Below are 22,479 nucleotides of genomic sequence, written 5' to 3'. Positions count from 1 at the left end.
TGTCGCCCCTGTCAACCGTTTTTTGAAGATTTTTTTCAGTGCCTCTCTCAGAGACCCCGAAGCCGACCTTCCGGCTAACCGTCCGATTTACTTGGAAAGAACAAGTCGCTTGGTCCGTCCGGCGTTGCCGTGTCCCTCGCGACGAAGAGAGGTTCTACGGAAACCACCCTCAGAGGTCAAGCGCTTTTTTCAAAAAACTTCACTTTTATTTCACTCAATTTTCAACATGCTGATTTTATATTACTTTTTTTCGACCAGTTTGAGCCTTGAAATTGCCCTTTTCAGATGTCTCGGGCATTATTCCATTCCTGAACCACTATACGACCGTTCATTTGAGAGGTTTTCGACCCTGTTTTTGATGAAAACCATCAAGTCGAAGCTGCCGGATCTGACTATTCACTGGGCGAAAGGACACGATAAATGAAACCAACGACCTTATCATTATATAAAGAACGGCTCATCAAGGTGATGAACCACCTCCACGAGCACCTCGACGAGGCACTCGACCCGGAGGCCATCGCCGAGCTGTCCCACTTTTCCCTGCCGCACTTTCACCGCGTCTTCAAGGCAGTCACCGGAGAGTCGCTCGGCGAGCACGTAAGGAGACTTCGACTGGAACGCGCCGCAATCCGACTGGCCTATGAGGTCCAGCCGGTCACCCGCTGCGCCTTTGATGCCTGCTACGAGACCGTCGAATCCTTCAGCAGGGCCTTCAAGGCACATTTTGGGGTCTCGCCGTCGGCCTTCAGGTCATGGCACATGGAGAACCAACGCTTCGGAATGACCGAGGCTGAAGTGGAGCGAGCGCTCAACACATTGCCGGATATCGATGTCAAACGGACGCGGCTTGATGAAATCCACTGCGCGTTCATCACCCACATCGGCCCGTACAAGGAGTGCGAAGCCGCATGGCTACCGCTCTGCGACTGGGCCGGGAGTCGCGGACTGATGCAGGACGCAACCGAGTTCTTCGGCATCTGCTACGATGACCCGAGCATTACGCCGGGCGACAAAATTCGTTATGAAGCATGCATCACCGTCCCGGAACCGATCGAGCCGGACGGTATCGTCGGCAGCAAGACGCTGCCCGAAGGGCCATACGCGCACGTCCGGCACGTCGGGCCATACGATCACCTAGAGGCCGTCTACACAGACCTGATGGGCCGCTGGCTGCCTCACAACTCGGTAGCCGTCGGGACCATCCCGTCGCTGGAATTCTATCGAAACGATATCCGCCACACCCCGCCCGATCAATTAATAACCGATATATTCCTATCCCTTGAACCATGAACGGAGGTACCAGCATGGACGTTTCCATCGACACCCTGAACCAGCTCACCGTGGCCTCGGTCCGCCATGTCGGCCCGTATCCCGAATGCGGAAAAGCGTGGGAAGCCCTGTCCGCGTGGGCCGGGCCGAAGAATCTCTTCAACGAATCCACCGCATTCTTCGGCATCTGCCACGACGACCCGAATCAGGTGCCCGAAGACCAGCTTCGCTACGACGCCTGCATGACCGTGCCAGAGGACATGAAAGGGGAAGGCGAAGTGACCATCCTCACCATCCCCGGCGGTGACTACGCCACCCTGCTCTATCAAGGCCCGTACGACAATCTGGGCGAACAGTGGATGGCGCTTTTCGAGAAAGGCCTGCCGCAACTCAGCAAGGAGTTCGACTTCACCCGCCCCTGCTTCGAGCAATACCTGAACGATCCGGGCCACACCAAGCCCGAAGACCTGCTGACCAAGCTCCACGTTCCCGCCAAATAAAAAACGGGGCTTCGACATTCCGTCGAAGCCCCGCTCCCATACTAATGTATATGTACTAGCTCTTCAGGAACTCCCTGAACGCCAGCGTGGTGGCATACAGGTCGGCCTTTGAGGACAGCTCGAACGGGCTGTGCATCGAGAGCACGGGCATGCCCACGTCGATGATGTCCATGCCGTAGATGGCCAGAAACTTGGCCACTGTTCCGCCGCCCCCGGCATCGACCTTGCCAAGCTCGGCCATCTGCCACGGGATTCCAGCTTCATCGAAAAGGGACCGCAGCCAGCCGATGAACTCGGGGTGCGCGTCGTTGGCCCCCACCTTGCCCCGGTGGCCGGTAAACTTGTTGAAGCACGGCCCGTACCCTATGAACGCGGCGTTGCGCTCCTCGTAAACATCCTTGAAGTCCGGGTCCACGGCTGCTGCAACGTCGGCGGAAAGCGCGCTGCCGTTCATCATCACGCGGGAGAGCTTGGCATCCGGCTCCCATGCTTCCACCAAATCTTCCAAGGTATATTCGAAGAACAGCGACTTCGCGCCGGTGGCCCCGTCGGAGCCGATCTCCTCCTTGTCCCACAGCAGCACGATCTGCGTATATTCCGGTTCAGGCTCGGCCAGCAGCGCCTCCAGCGCGCAAAAGCAGCTTGAGCGGTCGTCCTGTCCGTACCCGCCGATCATGGAGCGATCCAGCCCCACGTAACGCGCCGGGCCAGCCGGTACGATCTGCAACTCCGCGCTGATGAGGTCGGCCTCGTCGATGCCGTACCACTCGTTGAGCAGCGTCAGGACACCGCGCTTGACCCGTACGCCCTTCTCGTTGTCGCCTTCCAGCATCGGGATGCTGCCCAGAACAACGTTCAGCTTTTCGGCATCAAACGCGTCCGCCAGCTTCTTCTCGATCTCCTTGTACGCCAGATGCGGCAACAGGTCCGTGACCGTCAGCACCGGGTCGCCGGACTTTTCGCCCACTTCCACACGCACCACGTCACCGTTCTTGCGAACCACCACGCCGTGCATTGCAAGCGGCATGGTCAGCCACTGATACTTGCGGATGCCGCCGTAATAATGCGTCTTGGCAAGGCACAGCTCTGTGTCCTGATACAGCGGCCGCTGCTTGAGATCCAACCGGGGCGCATCGGCATGCGCACCCACCAGCCGAAACCCCTCGGAGAGCGGGCGGCGACCTTGCGGGCAAAGAATCCGGTCTTGCCGCGCTGGATGCGCATGACCGCGTCCGAAGTAAAATCTTCTACAAAACCGGCCTGCTCCGCACGATCGCGAGCATAGTCCATAACCAAACGCTCGGTCTTGCATTCGGACAGGAACGTCACGAACCGTTCAGCCATCTCGTCCATGGCCGAGCGGTCCTTCACGGAGTCGTACATCTCCCAGGCGCTCTTCGGCGTATATTCCAGTGTAAAATCACTCATTGAAGGTATCCTTTTGAATCATTTTGGCGTCCTGACGGACGCAGTGCCTCGGGCGGCCTTCCGTGGGCTCAAAAAACTCCTGTGCTGCCAAGCCGCAGAAACGATCTAAGTGGCCGCCGGTCATGGTTTCCGGTTTGGCGGAGTTGGGGAGCAAGAGAGAGTTAGGGGTACTATGTTTGGAATGGTTTGAAAAGCCGGACGACTCCTTGCGGAACCGTCCGGGAAAATACGTCTTATATTTGAAGGGTTAAGGCCTGACGGATGGCGTCTGCGGCCAGTCGATACTCTTTTGGGTCGAGTGTGCGCGGGTCCAGACAGAAAGCGTCGTCTTCAATGCGGGCAACGAGCGGCGGCTCGGTGTCGAGCAGCCGCTGCTTGAGCTCCTGCACATGCAAATCGCGGGGAACGACTGTGACAAGCGCGGTGGCGATGTCCTGCTCCGGGAATGCGCCGCCGCCCACGCGGGAGACGCCTTTTCTGACCCCGACTTCCACGCTTCGCCCAGCTCGGTGCGTAGCACCTTTGCCAGACGTCCGGCCCGCGCCCGCAGCGTCTTGTACGGCATGGTAATCATGTTCAGGGTCGGCACCTTTTCGCGCGCCTCGTCCATATCCAGATACAGACGCAATGTCGCTTCAAGGGCCGCCAGCGTCATCTTGTCTATGCGCATGGCCCGGTTGATCGGGTTCTTCTTGATCATGTCGATCCACTTCTTGCGGCCGACGATGATCCCGGCCTGCGGACCGCCGAGCACCTTGTCGCCGGAGAAGGAGACCACGTCCGCCCCCTGCGCCACAACCTCCTGCACCGTGGGTTCGTTGATGAGCCCCATGCCGTCGAAACGGAACAGACTGCCGCTGCCGAGGTCTTCAAGCACCGGCAGGTCGTGCCTGTCGCCAAGATCGCGCATTTCGGGCAGCGTCACTTCCTTGGTGAAGCCGATGAGCCGGAAGTTCGAGGTATGCACTCGCATGAGCGCGCCAGTATTCTCGTTGATGGCGCCTTCATAGTCCTTCACATGCGTGCGGTTGGTCGCCCCCACTTCCCGCAGGGTCGCGCCGGACTTGGCCATGACGTCGGGGATACGGAACGAGCCGCCGATTTCCACGAGCTGTCCGCGCGAAACGACCACCTCGCGGCCCTTGGCAAGCGTCTCAAGCATGATGAAGACCGCAGAGGCGTTGTTGTTGACCACCAGCGCGGCCTCGGCCCCGGTAATGTCGCAGAGTATCTTTTCCACGTGGCTGTAGCGGCTGCCCCGCTCGCCCGTGGCAAGGTCGAATTCGAGATTGGAGTAGTGCGCGCACGCCTCAACCACCGCATCCACTGCCTCTTTGGCCAGCAGGGAACGGCCCATGTTGGTATGCACCACCACGCCAGTAGCGTTCAGCACCCGACGGAAATGGGGCCGGGCCTGCACCCGGATGTAGGCGGTGATGCGCGGAAGGAGAACGTCCATGCCGAGGGCGGATTCTTCAGTTATGACGCCGCTCTTGATCTCTTCGCGACAGAGGTCGAGGAACCCGTTCACGAGATCGCGCTGCAGCGGACGCGGCAGGGACTCCATGTCCTTGTCCCCGGAAAGCGCGCTCAGGACCGCGTCCACGGACGGCAGATGGCGAAAGAGTTGGGACACGTATATTCTCCTTATGATTTATTCATTCGGGCTTGGGTTCAGAAGCCTCGGATATAACGAATAAACGTCACCCAGTAAATACAGGGACCCGCAGACGAGAACCGGCCCCGGTTCCCCGAGCGCCCGCTCAAGCGCGGTGCGGATGTCCGGCAATGCCTCCGCTCTGCCGGGAAGCGCCTCGGCAAGGTTCTCCGGGCTGGCCGCCCTGCTCCAGTCCGCGCGGGTGACGAAGATCGGGCCGTTTGTCACGGCCTCCAGCAGTCCGAGCATGCTAGCGATGTCCTTGTCGGCCATGCAGCCGAACACCACTGCGCCGGGCCGGACGCCTTCTGCATCCAGCGCGTCACGAAGCGCTTCGAGAGCGTGGGCGTTGTGGGCACCGTCCAAAATCACCTCGCAACCGTTGAGCTGTGCGAACTGCAATCGACCGGGGATGAAGGCCTGCTTCAATCCTGTGGCCTCGGCTTCCGCATCAGGGGGTAAACCGAGTCCCTGCGCAAGATGCTGCCACGCCACAAGCGCCAGCCGTGCGTTCTCGCGCTGGTGCGCCCCGCGCAGACCAAGGGGACAGTCTGGAAGCGGAGACTGCTCCGACCGGATGAACCGCCCCCCCTGTTTTGCGGCCTGCGCATGGAGCACGCGCATGGCACCGGGCTTTTGTCGTGCGGTGACGGCAAATCCGCCCTCACGCATGGCTCCGGCCTTGTCCTGCGCGATTTCCTCCAGCGTGTCGCCGAGCACGGCCTCGTGGTCCATGCCGATTGGCGTGAATACCGTCAAAAAGGGATCAAACACGTTGGTGGCATCAAACCGCCCGCCAAGCCCGGCCTCCATGACCGCAACGTCCACGCCTGCATCGCAAAAGGCGAGCATGGCGAGGCTTGTCTGAAATTCGAAGTAGGTCAGCCGGGAGCCGCAGGAAAGCGAAAGCAGGCGGTTTGCCAGCCGCACCCAGTCTTCGCGTGGAAGTATACGCCCGTTCACCCGGATGCGTTCGCGGGGCGTGACGAAGTGGGGCGAGGTAAAAAGCCCGGTCTTCAGGCCGTGCGCTCTGGCGATGGATTCGATAAAGGTAGACGTGGACCCCTTGCCGTTGGTGCCCACCACGTGAACCACGGGCGGCGCGTCATGCAGCCCGGCCTCAGCACGAAACGCCTCCATCCGGCCGAGCCCGAGGTCCATGCTGAACAGCCCGAGATCGTTCATGTATCGTTTCAAGGAATCATAGTCTTCAAAACGCACCCTGCTTGCTCCTTTCTTGATGGCGTGCGAAAGTAACTATCAGGAAACGTTGCCGACAGGAATGGGTTTTCCCTTGACCGACAGGGCTGACTCCATTACGAAACTTCCGCACGCGCCCGTAGCTCAGATGGACAGAGCAGGAGCCTTCTAAGCTCTTGGCCGGGGGTTCGAATCCTCCCGGGCGCGCCATTTTTCCAGTAACGGCCGGACGTTTTGTCCGGCCATTTTTCGTTATGGCCCCGAACCACCCCCTAACCGCAAGGAGGTCTTGATGCTTTTTTCCAATTACACGCAGACTGTTGTCCCTGTGAACGAAACCGTTCACGTTCTCCGACACCGAAACCACGAGCAAAACGATGAGCACATGCACTCTCAAGCACATCCTTGCTGCCGCCCCGGACGAAAATAACCCATGGGCTGGCGTATACAAAATCCCCTGGTATGACGAGGCGTTCAGCGCCCGCATGCTCCGCGAGCACCTGACGCAAGACCACGACCTCGCCAGCCGTAAGCAGGAGACCATCACGGCTCAGTGCCGCTGGCTAAACGACCGCTTCCGCACGGACGAGTCTCTGCGCATCCTCGACCTTTGCTGCGGACCGGGCCTCTATGCCCAAAACCTGACAGCCCCACGGGACCGATACACGGGAATGGACTTCGGCCCAGCCTCCATAGATCACGCAATCAAGCACTATGGCAGCAGCCATCACACCTTCAAGCTTGATGACGTTGCATCAGCTCCGTTTGGCGGCCCCTACGACCTGATCCTGATGATATATGGCGAGTTCAACGTCTTCCCGCCTGAGACATGCCGGGCCATTCTGCATCGCGTCTGGCGTGCCCTCGCGCCCGGCGGTACTCTTGCCGTGGAGCCACATCGGTTCGACGCTGTTAAATCCTTGGGGCAGGCCCCGCAAAGCTGGCAGACCGCTGAATCCGGACTGTTTTCGCAAAGGCCGCACATCTGCCTGACGCAAAGCCATTGGCTGGAGAGCCTCCATGTCGCCCAAACGCTCTTTCATGTCATCGACGCGGAGTCGGGCAATGTCGAGGAGTACCGGAACACCATGCAGGCTTGGACCAACGAGGAATACCGGGCACTGATGGAAGACGCGGGCTTCACATCCGTAACACTTCACGAAGACTGGCCCTGCCACAATGACTACCATCTGCTGATTTCCGGCAGAAAGGAATAACGGACTCGCGGCGTGCCGTTCGCACAAGGCACGCCGCTTTCACACCCACTAATTCCTTGTAAGTAAACCGTTCAAATTTCTTGCCACACACACCGCCATTTCCGGAACGGTTCAAATCACTGTACCGATCCGGCTTGCAGCCCCCGCAACCTCAACTCAAACAACCAACTGCAATAACTTAACTTTATGTCCAGAAAACAATTTGCGAGACTTTGGCACGCCAAATGCTAAAGACACACTACCTTCTTTCTTTTGCAATTAGCACCAAAGGCTCCCGGGTTGTCCGGGAGTTTTTTGGTTTCTGGGGTCAGGAGCGCTGGCCTGCGCCCCAATCGGTGTCAGAAAAACCGACGTCCAAACGCCTGATTTGTAATGAAATCCGACGATATTCGACCCCTTAACATTCCTAACACACCAATTTCCCTACACATCATGCGTGGAACATCTCATGCATGGTGACACTAGGCGCATTGGAACCCCACACGCTTACCGAGGTCACCTGTTCCACCGGCTGCCCTTTCCGCATCACCGTATAGCTCCTTTTGCCCATGAGTCCTTCCGTCTCCAACAGTTCGCCCTGAGGCATACACGGCGGCATCGGTCGCCCTGAAGGCAACCATCAAAGGAGGAGTGTGAGATGAGGCATCAATTTACTCTGGTTTTCGGAGTCTTCCTATTGCTGTTTGCGATAGCCGGGCCATCGAATGCAGAAACACTGACCCTGTATGCTACCCATGACGCCACAGTGGATTCGCAGTATCCGACCACGACCAGCAATGGCAACTGGCTCAACATATCCAACAGCCAGAACACGAACCAGTTGTGGAGCTTTTTCAAATTCGATCTTTCGTCGCTGCCGAACAACGCCGACATCACCACAGCCACATTCAGAATGCGGGCGGCAGGAAGCTGGAGCACAGACTCCGACTTCCAGACACCCTATGACCGCTACCCACAATACTTTCACGTAGCGGATGATTCATGGCAGGAGACCAGCGTCAGCTGGGATGACATGCCTGACTATGGATACTATCTCGGAAAGTCCTATCACGGCTCCGCGTTCAGCGCATCAGGAGCCTCCTTCCTCTACCCCGGCATCTACGATGCATGGGATTACGCTGCCGACCTTCTTGACGACGCCCTTTCCTTCGTCGGCATGATCCCGGATGTGCAGCAGTATTCCGCAAGTTATCTAGGATACAGCAGTGAAAGCGGCGTCTACACTCCGCAACTGTACCTTGAGTACACTGTCTCGGAACAGCCGCCGCACGTGCCAGAGCCGTCCACCTTCATGCTTGCCGCGCTCGGCTTGCTGACACTGGTCGGCCTGAAGCGGATACGCCGTACCTGACCGACAGTCAGATCAAATAAAAAAAGCGCGCCCATCCGGACGCGCTTTTTTCTTTTCCTTGGGCTGGCCGTTATTCGGCAAGGCCACTCTCTTCTATATCTTCAGGATGATCCGGCTTATCCGGCGTGGCGTCCGGGTCGTCCTCGACCTTGAGATAAGCAGGCATGTTCACCTTTTCTCCGGCGGGCTCGTCCAGCGTTTCCTGCTGAACGGGTTCGTCAGCCTTCACGTCTTCCACAGGCTCGGTGTCGGCGGCCTTGAATTGCTTCAGCCGCTCGATTTCGCCCTCCTGACGGGCGATGCGCGCATCCATGTCTTCGATGCGGTGCGCTTCCTTGCGCACATCCGCTTCAATCTCAATACGCTTGGTCTCATTCTCCAATTTATCGGAGCGAAGGTCGTTCAACTTTTTGGCCGTCTCGACCGAATCGCCCAACTCAGCGGCGATGATCGTCTCCATCTTGGCGATGTCGGCCTCGATCTCGCGCTGGTCGACCATATTGTCGGCAAGGTCTTTTTCATAACCAGCCAGCTTCTCAGCCATCCCTGCCCTGTCTTCCCGCAGTTCCGCCAGTTTCAGTTCCTCTCGCGCAAGATCAAGCCGGTCCATGGCGGAGTACACCGATCCCATTTCGGATGAGGGGACCTGATTCAACAGCGAATCGTCCACACCACCGAACACACCGCCCACGCCCGTGGTGGTGCATCCCGAAAGCAGGGCCAAAAGCAGCCCGGCAAGAACAAACCGTTTCATACTATTCCTCCAGCAACACTGTTCGTGTGATTGATTACGCTATCAACAGCTTACACGCCCATTACATCCGTGCGGGCCTGATGGCAACCTTGTGCAGATTTGGAAGCAACACGAAAATAACCGAACGGGTCTTGCGGCAATTCTCTTTTTGAGATAGATTACTACTATTGTCGATTACTCATTCTATCGGATCACCCTATAACCACTAACCAATCAAGGGGATGTCCATGAGTAAGGAAAAACCTGTTGGATGCGCCAGACCAACTGGCGGTCTTGTCGGCGAACCCAAGCCGGAAACTACCGAACCGATCCTTCGGGAAGAAAAACGAGGAGCCAAAAACATGATTCAGGTCGGGAAAAAGGCCCCGGACTTCGCTGCACCCGCATACTTCAACGGCGACTTCACGTCGGTCAAGCTCTCGGACTACCTCGGCAAATGGGTTGTCCTGTGCTTCTATCCCGGCGACTTCACCTTTGTCTGAGCTACCGAAATCTCGGCGGTCGCCGAGAAGTGCGATGAGTTTGAAGCGCTTGGCGTTCAGGTCCTCTCCATGAGCACCGACAGCGTGTTCGTTCACAAGATGTGGGCAGACCACGAACTCTCGAAGATGATTACCAAGGGCACAGTGCCCTTCCCCATGCTGGCGGACGGCGGCGGCAACGTAGGCACGGCTTACGGCGTCTACGACGAAGACGCCGGAGTGGACGTCCGCGGCCGTTTCATCATTGACCCGGACGGCGTCATTCAGGGCTTTGAGGTTCTTACCCCGCCCGTGGGCAGAAACGTCTCCGAAAGCCTGCGCCAGATTCAGGCCTTCCAGCTTGTGCGCGAAAGCAAGGGCGGCAAGGCCACTCCCTCCGGCTGGAAGCCCGGCAAGGCGGTCCTCACCCCCGGTCCTGACCTCGTCGGCAAGGTTTGGGAAGAGTGGAAGGTCCAGATGGCCTTCGACTAGTTCACCAGTGAACCACAACAAAAACCGGCCGGGACATCGCACAATGTCCCGGCCGATTACATCCCGGCCCTCGTAAAAAGCCGTTCATCACTGGTTCATTCTGAAAAACTCTTCAGAAATCTCTTTGATATCTTTGACCACGGGGCCGATCATCTCTTCGCCGCCGACAGCATAGACAAGCAGGTTCACGACCATTTCCCGCACATGCATGACATTCATTCCTGTAATTAGGGGAATCCTGCCTTTTCCTATGTCAGAACCGTCCGTGGACGTCTGGACGATGAATGCATATTCGCGGGGAGTGTCGCGGACAATCCGCAGCGCCTCGGGATCATACTTCTCCCGTAATGCTTTCTTCAAGACGGCATAGTGCTCCCCGCTAATCGCCACGTCCTCACGCATCATCGGCGACTGAAAAGAATAATATCGGGTGAACGCCTTCTGTTTTTTATCAAGAATGGCTTTCATCTCAAAAGCCCTCACCATGACGGCAAGCATCTGGTTACTTTCCGAGGTCATCGAGTCCCAATGTGCGTCGACCCCTTCGTCAAGGCCGTACGAATTCATATACCCCGGAAGAATCGGCATCTTTACTGTTTTCCCGTGGATCACACACTGTGCAGGAGCCGCAAGCGCGGCATGAGCCGCCAGGACCATCACAAGCGTGATTGCAACCAATATCCTCTTCATTAAAACCTCCGTTTTATGCAAACAGACTCGATATCGAAAAGCTGATACAAATACAATAAAAAAAGGAGCGGCCGAAGCCGCCCCTTCCTCATTCAATATGATGAGCCAACTAGCCGTTCAACAGCTCGTTCACCTTTTCCATGATCGCAAAGGCGTCGCCCACGTAAAGCACGTCGGCTTTGCCCTGTGCCCAGCCGCAGGAAGCATCTGTATTGATAGCGCGGCGGTCCTTGATGAAACGCCAGCCCACAACATGCGGCTCCTCGCCGTGACAGCAGGTGGCCAGCCCCTTCGGGTGACGCGGCGTGGAACCGGTCTGCCCGACCTGATGCAGGTGCGTCAGGAATGAAATGACCTCATGGCCTTCGCCGGAGATGTCCACCAGCGACTTGGACGAGCCAAGCGACGACTTGGTCTTGGTCAGAAAGTCGAGGATAACGCCCTCGGCCTGCTTGACGTGCGTCTGCCCGTCGCCCTGCTTCTTGGTCCAGCCCGCGCCGGTCACGAACAGCATGGAGGCGTCGGGCCTGATGGTCTGCTCGTCCACATCCGGAGACTTGATACCCGTAACCTTGGTGCGGCTCGCACTCTCGGCGGAAACAGACTCCACCTCCGCAGAACCGGACTCCCCGAACTGCTCGTAACAGCCCGGAGAAAGCGTCACGATCCACGGACGCTCGTCACGCGAAAGCTCGCCCTTCATGCGCTGACGGTAGAACCAGCGTTCAGCCACCGGCTTGCCGTCCTTGGCCGAGACAGCCGAGCAGTGCGTATCCACGCGGCCATCAACACGAACCGCAACGCCGGGCAGCGAACGGCTGAACCGCGCCGTGGCCGGAGCCACCACAACGTCCGCGCCGCAAGCCTTCACCAGCGCCTCGCACGCGTTCACGTCCGAAGCATACCGGGACTGCCCGAATTCGGGACCGGAAACGCCGTAGAATTTCGCACCGCAACCGGCAACAGAGTCCGCAGCGGCCTGAACGTCCTCGCCAACAATCCCGGCGGCCAGTTCAGCGCCCATGCCATCGGCCAGCGCCTTGGCTGCGGTCAGCGCCTCAAGCGCGTTGCGCCCGAGGGTTCCGTCAGCTTCCGTATGTGCAAGATAAAGTATTGTGCTCATTTCGGTACCCCCGCTAGCTCTGAACCCATTCGACGATTTCACGCGCAATGTCTTCGACCGAAGCGTCCTTCACGATGCGCGTCTCGCGACGCTGCGCCGGAAGCTCCACCGAAGCAAACGACAGTGAGGAGCTGCCCATGTCCGCAGGCTTGGCCTGCTGCAACGCTGGCATGATCAGCCGCATGTTCTGCATGCCGACCTGCGGGTTGTTCGGCGGTTCAGGCAGCTCGCCCGTGGCCCAGCCGAAAACAGCAGGCGCGCCCTCGCACACCGAGGCCTGCCACGCGCCGCCCTCGACACGCTCCAACACCTCCAGCGAACCGTCGTCGCCCACAACAAGCTTGTCCACGCCCTGAAACTGCTCGGTCACGCCCAGTCGCTCGCCGACCATCTGCATGACCGCGCCCGAACCGCGCGAAGCTGACTGCCAGCCGCCAAAAAGAAGCAGCTTGCCCTTGTCCAGCCCGTCAATACCCTCGACAGCCTCGGACAACACCCGGGCCACCTCGAAAGAATCATCGAACCCGGAAGCCGGGCCGTCAACGCAAACCACCTCGAAAGGCACCTTCTGCGCCACGTTCATCATCACCTGCTGCAACTTGGCCTTGGGACCAAGCGTCACCAGCCAGACCTTGGAACCGGCATACTTCTTCGCCAGCTCGGCAGCCTCAAAAAGCGCGTGCCCGGCCCACGGGTCCAGCACGGCGGGAAGCATCATCTCGTTCTTCAGAGCAGGCCCGGTCGGCCCCTGCATCGGCTCCAGCGTCTGAAGCGGATCAGGAACGATCGAACCGCATACCACAATGTGGAATTCGCTCATGGAGTCGTTCTCCTTGCGGTTGTGTATTGCGTGTGCGCCGGAGGATACTTTTTCGGGGTTGCCTCCGGCGGCTCAAGAACCTTGCAAAAGGTTCTTGAGAATCTCCAAAAACTTCTGTCTTGCCAAGCCGCTGCAACAGGCTTCGACACCCCGCCACCTTCCTGCGGCCTGGCGGAAACGAGGCTCTCGTTTACGGACAGCCCCTCGCTCACGAGAAAAGGGAGCATCCCCCCTCCCCCGTCATTTTGGTTTTGCACGCGGTGGGAGCCGTCTGCTTGCAGCGGTTCACACCGCGTGCAAAACCAAAATGACAACACAGGGAGTGCAGAGGGCCCCCGGCCCTTTGCCGGGTCCGGGCAGCGCCCGGCCCTCGGAGAGCCGCCGGAGGTAGCCCACCACCCCGCTTGCTAGTTCTCAGCCGAATGCAGCCCGCCCGATCCGGCCCGGAAGTTGACGTTCGTCTGTTCCGGGTCTTCGGGATTCGGTTTGCTGCAGTTCCACATGCATGCGCCGCAGTGCACGCATTTTTCGCGATCAAAGAGCGGAACGCCGCCTTCGGGATTCACGGTGATGGCCTGACCGGAGCAGATTTCGGTACAGACCTGCTCACGACAGGACTGACAGTAGTAGGGATCGGCAAAGGTGACGTGATCGGCGTAGCCGGGATTGGCCACCACTTTGCCGCCCATGAGCAGCGCGTCCTGCTGGGAGATGAGCAGTTGTCCGTCCAGCGGAACTTCGGGCCAGCCGGCGCGGGTCATGAGGCGATCGTGCAGGGGTTCGCCCTTGAGCTGACACTCCTTGCGGATTTGCAGAATCTCGGTTTCGGGAATGACGCCCTTGTAGAATTCTTCGATGGTGGGGATGCGCTCCCACGGACGTTTGGACTTTCCGGGCAGGTTGACCTTGCCTTTGGACAGTCCGGAGATGCCCATGCCGATGAAGCCGAGCAGCGTATTGAGGGTGAACCCGTCGCGGGATTTTTCCGAAATGACGGCTTCTTCCTCGACCCACGACTGGCGGCGGCGGCGCACGTAGGCTTCTTCGAGATTCGCCTTGGTGTAGGGCTTGCCTGCCTTCATGAGTTCGATGACCGCTTCGGCGAGCATGGTGCCGGAGGCCCAGGCCTCGTCCACGCCGGAACCGCTCAGAATGTTGGTTGTTCCAGACCCTTCGCCAACGCGGGCGTAGCGTCGCCAACGAGATGCGGTTCGCCACGGCGGCCGTCTTCCTGAAGCGATTTTGCGCCCCACGAGCGCAGGGTTCCGCCTTCGAGGTGCTTCCAGAGATAGGGGTGCATCATCCAATGCTGCATGTAGCGGTAGGCGGTGCGCACGGGGTTGTCGAACCATGAAGGCACGAAAATGCCGAGGGATGCGGAGTTGTCGGGATAGACGTAGAGGAAGCCGAAGATTTCGGGCTCAGGATAGCCGATGGTGTGCAGGACGGTGCCGGGTTTGAGTTCGCAGCCTTCGGGCAGGTCCACCACGGCCTTCATGCCCACGGCCCATTCACGGCGGTGCTTGCCGTCCGGCAGACCGAACTCCTTGTCGAGATGTTGGCCGACAGCGCCCACGGGGCCGTCGCCGACAACGGTAAGCGGTGCCTTCACGTCCATGCCGGGCATGTAGGTGGCTTCGGGGTTGCCCTTCTTGTCCACACCCTGATCGCAGAGGCGAACGCCGGTGACGCCGCCGTCTTCCACGAGCGGCTCGGCAACCGGGCTGCCGGGCCAGATCTGGGCAAGACCGGACCCCATCACCTGTGAGCCGGTCCATTGCATGAACTGGCCCATGCTTGCCACGAATCCGCCGTGCTTTTGCAGGAACGGCGGGATGTAAGGCAGCTCGTAGGCATTGTCCTTGGTAAATTTCGAGAGGATGGCGTCAGCGGCCTTGAACGCTGCGGGCCGACGGCTGGCCCCCACGGGGTCGAGCAGGTAGGCCACGCGCTCTTCGGTAATTTCATGCGCCAGCGGAATCTGGGAGAGATCAAGGTCCGGGAAGGATTCGCGAATGGAGCGCCCCTTGGTGACGATTCCGGACACGCCAAAACCGATGTCATCGGCACGTTCGTAGCAGACGATCTGGGGCGGCATTCCGGGCATGACCTTGCTTTCCACGACCGGGGTTCCGTCCTCGTTCATCATGGCCCGGGTCATGTGCGTAAGAAAGGCCGCAGTAGCGGGACCGAATCCCACGCAGACGATGTCGGCTTCCATGACCATCCGTTCCGGCAGAGGCATATCACTCATGCAAAAACTCCTGAAAAAGCCGCCCGGCCGAAGCCGGGCGGCAGATAATCCTAGAGAGGGTAGTCCAGCGCTTCGGGAATCATGACCTCGGCCATGGCTTTCCCAGCGCGGTCCTTGGCAAGCCGTGCGCCGGTCATGCAGCCTTCGACCTTGGCGCGCAGCTTCACGAACTCGTCCAGCGAAACCGGCTGGCAGCCGTCGCCGTGACAGTCGTCCGGACATTCGGTGAACCCGTAGCACAGCTCGGCGCAGATGCGGGCGGCCTCGCCCGCGGCGCGCACGGCCTGAACGTGGGCGATGTCCTTGTAGAAGGCCACCAGATCGTCGAGACCTTCGGCCAGCGTGGGCTCATGGGACCTTTTTCCATCAGTTCGATAACGTCCTGAATGAGATAGTACGGTCCGAGCAGCCAGCCCAGCGCGTCGGCCATGGGGAAGGTCACGCCCTGACGCTTGCCGTGGTAGAGCTTGCGTCCTTCGGGGTCCTTGGCTTCCTGAAGATAATTCATGGCCCACTGCCAGAGCTCCAGACCGGCGGCCAGCGCGTAGGCACCCATGCCCGGCTTTTCGGAGCCGGTGCGGCGCAGCTGTTTGATCCATTCGGTCACGGTCTTCTGGAAGACCTCGCTGGTCATGGTCATGCTCATGTGACGGCGCTGCACAGCTTCGGGGCCTTCGTAGGTGGCCTCAAGCTGCGCGTCCGTCCACTTTTGCATGAGGAAGCCGGGGCAGTCCTCGGTGATGCCGTAACCGCCCACGAGGCTGATGGCCTCGCGCATGGTGGTTGCGCCCACGCCGGTGTTCCAGAGCTTGACGCCCGGGTTCAGGATTCCGGCCATGGCTTCCATCCACGCGTAGCGAACGAGCGTGTCGCCTTCGAGCTCCGCAAAACGGGCCTGATCGCGCTCGCCTTCGGGAAGGTGAAGCTGCTCGACGTATTCGAACACCTTGTCCTTCATCTTGCGCAGCGCCATCATCTGCTTGCGCGGGCTGGTAACGCCCTGCTCCTCGAAAATGCGTTCCTTTTCCTTTTCAACGGGGTCGAAGTCGTCGGCAAGGCGGGATGCCGCAAAGCCGAACGATGCTCCAGCCTCGCCACTGGCCCATACGTCGATCAGACGCTGCAACGCGTCTTCGTTCTGCTGGATGCCCTTGTCGAAGCGCGGGGAACCGGCCTGTGCCGCGTCGCCGCCACGGAAGCGGGTGCGCTGGTAGCGGATGACCGGCTCGATGGCGGAGAGCAGCTTGGCAGTGGTCATCACGCCCACGGGGATGCGGGTGCGGTGAAAGACCGAGCCGATGATCTCGGAATGATTGTATTTGGGGACGATCTGGCCGTCCACGATCTCATACCCGCCGATGATGCGGCTGGCGGGGACCTTGAGGGAGAAAACCGGATCGCGGGTGGAGGACAGCTGGTGCACCATCTTCAGGGTCGGGGCGCCGCGGTCATAGGTACCTTCGTCCTCTTTTTCGAGGATGACCATGCAGGAACCCTTGATGCGCTCGTCGCCGGAGTCCACGGCAGCGGTGACGAAGTCTGCGAAGTCCATGTTGGTGATGAAGCGGCCGCGCTTTTCCACCTGCAGCATCGGCTCCTCGTCGTCCCACTCGGCCACGCTGAGCTTGCCGACCAGCACGCCGGTATCCACGCCGACGTACGGCAGCGGCTCCGTAAGGGCGAACGCGCCACGACGGATCTCGCGGTCCTCGCCCGGCTGGGGCGGCACGCACTGTGACATGTAATGGTCGCGCTGCTCGGGTGTGCCCTTTTCATGAATCGGGGCAAGCGCGAGGTTGTTTGCCAGCGAGCAGGTGGCAGCGCCGCCGTCCACCCAGGACAGCTCGAAGGCCACCAGCGCGAGGGCGAAGTTCTTGGGGCCCTCGATGTATCCACTGATGCGGGTCCATGAAAAGCGAGGTCAGGCCGGACTGGTCGAATGCGGTGAGCAGTTCGGCTTTCTGGTCGGTCCATTCGTGCGTATTGCGGGCGCCTTCAGCCACGAGCTTTGCGACCACGGTGCGTGCGATGCCGCGCGCGGACTGCACGGACATCTGCAGGTCGAAGCGGTCGGCGAAGCGCCACATGATCTGGCGCACGTCGTCTCCAGGGAGGGTACGAAGTGTGTACATGTTCAGCTATCCTGAAATTGGATGTGTTTTGATAAGAAAAATCGACATGACATTGACACGGGAATCTAGGCCAATCCACTATCCGAGTCAAAGTCTTTTTCAACATAAAACGACCGTTTAATACAGATACGGCAACGGTTTTCAGGGTTTTGCGGCAAGTTTGACACGCTAACTGCTTTGACAAGCGCACAGGCAAGATGCAGTATCCAATAATGGAAAACACCCCCCTCCCGCCTCCTCACGCGTCTCGTTTCGAGAGCAGCTTGATGCCATTGCCATGGCCGCGGAAAAACCTGCGGCAGATGATGGCAAGCGACTCTGCGAGTTGGTCTGGAAGCTGGCGGAGGCTGCACGAAAGAACCCCGGGAGCGAAGCGGCCTGCGCAACAGGGCGGGTGACGATACTCCTGCACAGAATCCTCAAGGCGAGAACCGGCATGCCCGCCATGGCCCGGCGCATTCTGGAGACCCTGTGCGGGTTGGGCGAGTTCGGCAGAATCATCGCAGGCCGACATGTACGTTCCGGTTCCATTTCCGGCGGGGAACTCTCAGCAATGCTCCACACGTTGCCAGTTGCCGTCCGACTCGACATCGCCGACGAGCTGCTCATAGAAGGCGTGGATGAAATGCCGCGGGGCGCAAAGGAAACCGCGGACATGCTCATGGGCAGCATCGGGGAGGACGACGCCCCGGAAGTGGCGTCGTGGCTGGCCCGGGCAGGTGCCCGTCACTGGACGGTCTCCCACCCCCTGTCCATGTCCCTTGGCAAATACCTCAAAAGCGTCCTTCTCGACACCCTGCATCTTGCCCACGCCTTTCTTGCCCTCGGCGGGTATGGAATGGACGCAACCATGCAGCGTTCCTTTGAAAAGGCACTCGAAAGCGGCGATGTGCACACGGAAATCCTCAAGGCCGCAGACAGGATGCTGCCCTCTGTCCACCCCTTCCGAAGCGTCATGGCCAAGGCGGGGCTCAAGGCGGGCGGGAGTGCCGGGCGTACGGCAATGATCCTCTATGCCACCTCGGACCTCAAGTCCCCCGGCTCGACCCTCGCCCGACTGCACCAGTCAAGCCCCGGCTCAGGGGCCGCCGTTTCCAGCGTCCTTCTTCCACCAAAGGAATTGCGGGCTTTCTATGGAGGCCTGAAGGGACGCGCACTCCTTAACGCCCTTGCCCTCTCCTTTGATGCGGCTGCCGATGCCGCACCAAAGGAACTGCTGGACGCCCTTGCCGAAGAGTCGCCACAACACGCGGCCGAGGCGGCGGACCTGAAAAAGGTCGTCTCACAACGGCTTGCGTCACGAAAACCAAAGGCCCGCCCGCTGCCCCGATGCCGAACCGAAAAACCTGACGAATCGGGATTCTTCGACAAATTATTCCGTGAAGGTCGGCACGGAAAACTCGCCAAGCTCATGGCCGAGCAAAAGGGGGCGGCTCGCGAGTTCGACCCGCAGGTCATTGAAGGGCTCCGCGTGGTCAAGTTCGAGCGCAAAGGAATCGCCGCGCGAAACAGCACCGTCCTTTCCAGCGTCTTTGAGCACTGCTCCATGGACGGCTGGGACCTCCGCGAGACCCATTTCTTCGGCTGCACCTTTGAACAATGCTCCCTGCACAGGGCCGTGCTGGAGAAGTGCCGTTTCCGCAAGTGCACCTTCAAGGGCTGTACCTTCGATGACTGCGATATGGGCCACCTGCTCTTACGCGAATGCAGATTTGTCGGATGCACCTTCACGACATGCGACATGCAAATGTTGCAGTGCTACGGGACAAACTTCAGGAAGACACGGTTCAGGGAATGCACACTGCCGGGAGCGGAGCTTGCGGAAAGCCGCTTCAGCGCCAGCAGGTTCAGGCACGTCACCGTCACCAACGCGATCCTTCTCTCCACCGAGCTCCATGCTACGGAATTCATACGCTGCGCCCTTGCTCAGGCCCGACTCTTCGGCTGCACCTCACTCCAGACCACCTTCGACTGCTGCGGCACCAACGACCTTGAAGTGTGCGCCACCGAAACGACCTGCCACATCCAGATGGCGGCGTGGCTTGCCGGGCTGCGTAAGGGGCTTATCGAACGGGCCTCGGAAAAATGCGAGGACTGCGTTGACGCAAAGCACAGCAACGCTGCGGCACGCGCCCTCATGAAGCTCACCCGGCACATCGACTTTACCCGCCGGGAAATGCGGATGCTTCGAAACGACAGCCATCGAATGAACGCCGCCATGCGCAGACTGCAGCCCGACCAGCGCGACCTGCTGCTCATGCTCCCGCATCTGCTTGAAAGCGACATCTTCGAGAAGGACCGAAAAGACGTGGAGTCCATGCCGTGCCGCCTGCCGGGACACGCTCCCTCGCTGACGGTGCTCGGTACACTATCTGCGCACTTCACCGTCGAAGAGCAGCAGCCACCCGACAGGAACGTCGTCATCTCCGCGCTTTACTCCATGGGCAGCGTCGGAAGCCTCGCCCAGACCACCACCTCGGACCTCGACTGCTGGCTGGTTGTCAAATCCGGCACAGCCAGCCGCGACCAGATGCTCCTTCTCAACCGCAAATGCCGAGCGTTGGAAAAATGGGCGTGGGACGAATACTCTCTGGAGTTGCACTTTTTCGTGATGGACGAAGACGCGGTGCGTGCCAACCATTTCGGCCTGAGCGACGCGGAAAGCTCGGGCTCTGCACAGGCGATCCTGCTCAAGGAGGAGTTCTACCGAACAGCGCTCAAGATCGCGGGGCACCATCCGGTCTGGTGGCTGGCGGAGCCGGGGTGCACGGCCGGAGAGTACGCGAACACCGTGCGCAGCGCCCTCACCCATCCCATGGGAGGCACGCCGCGCATGATCGACCTTGGCGCACTTCCAGCCATACCGCCCGGAGAATACTTCGGCGCAGCCCTGTGGCAGATGATAAAAGCCATCCACTCGCCGTTCAAGTCGGTGATGAAACTCGGCCTGCTTGACCGCTACTCATCCAAGACGAACGAGCTGCCACTTGCCGACCTCATAAAGAAGCGTATTCAGGAAGGCGAGCAGGGATCTGCCCGTGTGGACCCGTATGCGGCCATGTATCTGGAGCTCAAGGACATGTACGCCGAGCGCAAGGATCAGGCGGCAACGACCCTGCTGGCCGAGGCCTTTCTGCTCAAGGCGGACCTCTCGTCGCTGCCCTATTTTCGCAATCTTCCGGCCACCCGAGAGGCGCAGAGCCTTGTGGAGATACTGTTCGGCAGCGGCTATGTCTCCCCCGAGGTCGTCACCTGCGACGACGCGCCGTGGACCTTCTCCCAATCGCTCGAGGCAGGCGCATCCGTCAGCGACTTCATGACGGCTTCGTACAAACGCATCCGCTCCATTCTCGCCAATACCGAGGATTCCGCAGCCCAAATCACGCCGGAGGACCTCACCCGGCTCGGTCGCCGGATTCTGGCCAATTTTGCCCGCAAGCCTGACAAGGTCAGCCGCATCCCCTTTCTCGATGTGGGCAGCGAGAGCTTCTCCATGCTCCGTTTTTCGGCGGCCAGGAAGACAGGCAAGGCAACAATCTGGCACCTGCAGGCCATGCAGCGATCGGACGGCAAGGGCCCGTCACGCGAGCTTCAGGAACTCATCCGACACGAACAGGCCGCCATGCTCCCGGCATGGCTCATCGGCAACTGCCTTTACCGGCCGGAGATACATATTCAGGCAGACCGCAGCATCGCCCCGCTGGCAGCTACGGACATACAGCGCCTGCTCTCCGAGATGGCGGAATTCTTTCCCTATGAGGAGACATTCGAGCCTGACCTAGATCAAGGCCTGAGGCCTGAAACCGTGGTCAAGGCGTTCCTGATCGTGAATCTCGACGTGCCGCCAGAATCCAAAAGCATCGAAAGCCTTGCCGTGGTTTATTCCACCAACTGGGGCGAACTGTTTTGCAAGACGTTCCGCACGCCAGACCCAAGCGTTGCTGAAGATGCAGGCGCCTTCCTCGAAAGCGCGCTGGAACACAAACTCGCGGTTGACCCGGAACTCGGCATCTTCATGCCGCGAGGAGCGCAGTGCCCGAGGCTCACGCTGATATAGCCGCAGCCAATGAAACAGCTTCCACGAACATGTCCGCCACGGGTTTGGCTGCCAGACCGGGCACGGCAGTGCTGCCAAAATGCTCGATACGTCCAATGAGTCCTTGCGGCAAGCACTCGCGCAAGTGTCTGCGCTCCTGCTCATACAATACAGACCAAGCGGGATCGTACGGCACTACTACAACATGCTCTGCCACGACTCTTGCGATCTTTTCCTGAAGCGTTTCCATACGGCCCCCGAGCCTATTGACCTGAGGGAATAGACCATATCCGCTCCTGACTGCTCAAAACCCACTTTTTCCGCACAAATTGCATTTTGCGCAAAAGTTTTGTTGACAAACCCCACGCACGCAAGTATTTCCCCTCTTCACCGAATGCGTCCCCATCGTCTAGCCCGGTCCAGGACGTCGGCCTTTCACGCCGATAACAGGGGTTCAAATCCCCTTGGGGACGCCAACGAAATCAAAGGCTTACGTGCTTCACGTAAGCCTTTTTCGTCTTTTCGTGTCTCCCCTATGTGTCTCCAGACCCACGTCAGCTTCCGGCAGCCTTGCCAAACAGGCCATGACGGTTGCCTTTTCTTTCACCGGACTGCTTGCTCAGCGCAGCGTCCAGCGCATCCACCGCCCCGGTCGTTCTCGCCACCCGATGGACATACCCCTGCGTCGTGGCCACAGACTTGTGCCGAAGCAGTTGCTGAACCTCAAGCAGGTTTGCCCCATTATGGACGGCAATGCTTGCGGAGAGGTGGCGTATGCCGTGAAAGCCAAAGCGTCGGACACCGACCTCGTCACAGGCCCTCTTCAACCAGCGGTTGTTCGGGTCCTTCAAGTCGTCAAAGCCTTCATCAAACACGAAGCCGCTTCCACCAGACGCCAAACGCCACTCGGCCATCAGGGTCCGAAACGCCTTGGACATGGGGATCAGGTCGAACTCGTCATTGCCGCTACGCCGCTTGCGCGTCCATAAGCCGATCATGTCGCCATCGAAATCGACCTCTTCCCACTGCAAGCGCCACAGTTCGTTTTTGCGGGCTGCCGTGTGGTACGTAACCAGAAGCAGTTTTCTTTCCCTT

Annotated in this window: 14 protein-coding genes, 2 tRNA genes and 4 pseudogenes; 9 read left to right on the top strand and 11 right to left on the bottom strand. The window is 59.5% G+C overall.

Annotated elements, in window-relative coordinates:
• From JCM12178_RS18970 to JCM12178_RS11825, 3 genes are all read left to right on the top strand, one after another.
• Positions 1-424 (top strand): hypothetical protein (locus tag JCM12178_RS18970; RefSeq protein WP_218185648.1); only part of this gene is annotated, 424 nt, incomplete at its 5' end.
• Positions 421-1,290 carry an AraC family transcriptional regulator gene (locus JCM12178_RS11830; RefSeq protein ID WP_083465903.1) on the top strand — a complete coding sequence of 290 codons (870 nt, stop codon included), beginning with the start codon at positions 421-423 and terminating at the stop codon, positions 1,288-1,290. The genes JCM12178_RS18970 and JCM12178_RS11830, both read left to right, overlap by 4 nt.
• A gap of 14 nt (positions 1,291-1,304) precedes the next feature.
• Positions 1,305-1,769, top strand: a complete 465-nt coding sequence (locus JCM12178_RS11825) for an AraC family transcriptional regulator (RefSeq protein ID WP_054651615.1) — start codon at positions 1,305-1,307, stop codon at positions 1,767-1,769.
• A 55-nt stretch (positions 1,770-1,824) separates the two neighbouring features.
• On the opposite strand, the pseudogene JCM12178_RS11820 reads toward JCM12178_RS11825, so the two are convergent.
• The 3 genes and pseudogenes from JCM12178_RS11820 to JCM12178_RS11810 all read right to left on the bottom strand — a co-directional run bounded on the left by JCM12178_RS11820 (position 1,825) and on the right by JCM12178_RS11810 (position 6,075).
• Positions 1,825-3,197, bottom strand: a pseudogene (locus JCM12178_RS11820) (aminopeptidase).
• Between the two features lie 233 nt (positions 3,198-3,430).
• Positions 3,431-4,833, bottom strand: a pseudogene (selA, locus tag JCM12178_RS11815) (L-seryl-tRNA(Sec) selenium transferase).
• Between the two features lie 18 nt (positions 4,834-4,851).
• Positions 4,852-6,075 (bottom strand): bifunctional folylpolyglutamate synthase/dihydrofolate synthase, encoded by a 1,224-nt coding sequence (locus JCM12178_RS11810; protein ID WP_245628743.1) that lies wholly within the window; start codon positions 6,073-6,075, stop codon positions 4,852-4,854.
• A 112-nt stretch (positions 6,076-6,187) separates the two neighbouring features.
• Between JCM12178_RS11810 and JCM12178_RS11805 the strand changes: the two genes are divergently transcribed.
• From JCM12178_RS11805 to JCM12178_RS11795, 3 genes are all read left to right on the top strand, one after another.
• Positions 6,188-6,264, top strand: a tRNA-Arg gene (locus JCM12178_RS11805).
• 167 nt (positions 6,265-6,431) lie between these two features.
• Positions 6,432-7,271 carry a class I SAM-dependent methyltransferase gene (locus JCM12178_RS11800; protein ID WP_054651613.1) on the top strand — a complete coding sequence of 280 codons (840 nt, stop codon included), beginning with the start codon at positions 6,432-6,434 and terminating at the stop codon, positions 7,269-7,271.
• 676 nt (positions 7,272-7,947) lie between these two features.
• The gene (locus JCM12178_RS11795) at positions 7,948-8,622 is read left to right on the top strand and encodes a PEP-CTERM sorting domain-containing protein (RefSeq protein WP_172677125.1); all 675 of its coding nucleotides are present in this window, start codon (positions 7,948-7,950) and stop codon (positions 8,620-8,622) included.
• A gap of 70 nt (positions 8,623-8,692) precedes the next feature.
• Here the strand turns inward: JCM12178_RS11795 and JCM12178_RS11790 are convergent, their stop codons facing one another.
• Positions 8,693-9,376 (bottom strand): hypothetical protein, encoded by a 684-nt coding sequence (locus tag JCM12178_RS11790; protein WP_054651609.1) that lies wholly within the window; start codon positions 9,374-9,376, stop codon positions 8,693-8,695.
• A gap of 227 nt (positions 9,377-9,603) precedes the next feature.
• Between JCM12178_RS11790 and prxU the strand changes: the two genes are divergently transcribed.
• Positions 9,604-10,329 (top strand): thioredoxin-dependent peroxiredoxin, encoded by a 726-nt coding sequence (gene prxU, locus JCM12178_RS17855; protein ID WP_083465900.1) that lies wholly within the window; start codon positions 9,604-9,606, stop codon positions 10,327-10,329.
• An 87-nt stretch (positions 10,330-10,416) separates the two neighbouring features.
• On the opposite strand, the gene JCM12178_RS11775 is transcribed toward prxU, so the two are convergent.
• The 5 genes and pseudogenes from JCM12178_RS11775 to JCM12178_RS11755 form a co-directional block, all read right to left on the bottom strand.
• Complete coding sequence (locus JCM12178_RS11775) at positions 10,417-11,019, bottom strand: hypothetical protein (RefSeq protein WP_054651603.1); 603 nt, start codon at positions 11,017-11,019, stop codon at positions 10,417-10,419.
• Between the two features lie 109 nt (positions 11,020-11,128).
• Positions 11,129-12,142, bottom strand: coding sequence for an electron transfer flavoprotein subunit alpha/FixB family protein (locus JCM12178_RS11770; protein WP_054651601.1), 1,014 nt, complete (start codon positions 12,140-12,142; stop codon positions 11,129-11,131).
• 13 nt (positions 12,143-12,155) lie between these two features.
• Positions 12,156-12,962 carry an electron transfer flavoprotein subunit beta/FixA family protein gene (locus JCM12178_RS11765; protein ID WP_054651599.1) on the bottom strand — a complete coding sequence of 269 codons (807 nt, stop codon included), beginning with the start codon at positions 12,960-12,962 and terminating at the stop codon, positions 12,156-12,158.
• 407 nt (positions 12,963-13,369) lie between these two features.
• Positions 13,370-15,216: pseudogene (locus JCM12178_RS11760) on the bottom strand (NAD(P)/FAD-dependent oxidoreductase).
• A gap of 50 nt (positions 15,217-15,266) precedes the next feature.
• Positions 15,267-17,348: pseudogene (locus JCM12178_RS11755) on the bottom strand (acyl-CoA dehydrogenase family protein).
• A gap of 277 nt (positions 17,349-17,625) precedes the next feature.
• Between JCM12178_RS11755 and JCM12178_RS11750 the strand changes: the two are divergent.
• A complete protein-coding gene (locus JCM12178_RS11750) occupies positions 17,626-21,405 on the top strand; it encodes a class I adenylate cyclase domain-containing protein (protein ID WP_054651597.1) in 3,780 nt (1,259 codons plus the stop codon).
• On the opposite strand, the gene JCM12178_RS17850 is transcribed toward JCM12178_RS11750, so the two are convergent.
• The gene (locus JCM12178_RS17850) at positions 21,392-21,634 is read right to left on the bottom strand and encodes a GrpB family protein (protein WP_083465899.1); all 243 of its coding nucleotides are present in this window, start codon (positions 21,632-21,634) and stop codon (positions 21,392-21,394) included. The two genes, JCM12178_RS11750 and JCM12178_RS17850, sit on opposite strands and share 14 nt — an antisense overlap.
• Before the next feature lie 148 nt (positions 21,635-21,782).
• On the opposite strand from JCM12178_RS17850, the gene JCM12178_RS11740 reads away from it, so the two are divergent.
• Positions 21,783-21,860 (top strand) — tRNA-Glu (locus JCM12178_RS11740).
• 78 nt (positions 21,861-21,938) lie between these two features.
• Here the strand turns inward: JCM12178_RS11740 and JCM12178_RS11735 are convergent.
• Positions 21,939-22,479 (bottom strand): tyrosine-type recombinase/integrase (locus tag JCM12178_RS11735; protein WP_157054893.1); only part of this gene is annotated, 541 nt, incomplete at its 5' end.

It is taken from the genome of Salidesulfovibrio brasiliensis JCM 12178, assembly GCF_001311825.1.
Taxonomy (GTDB): Bacteria; Desulfobacterota; Desulfovibrionia; order Desulfovibrionales; family Desulfovibrionaceae; genus Pseudodesulfovibrio; species Pseudodesulfovibrio brasiliensis.
Note: the sequence above shows the minus strand (reverse complement) of the source record. Positions and strands in the feature narration are given on the sequence as shown.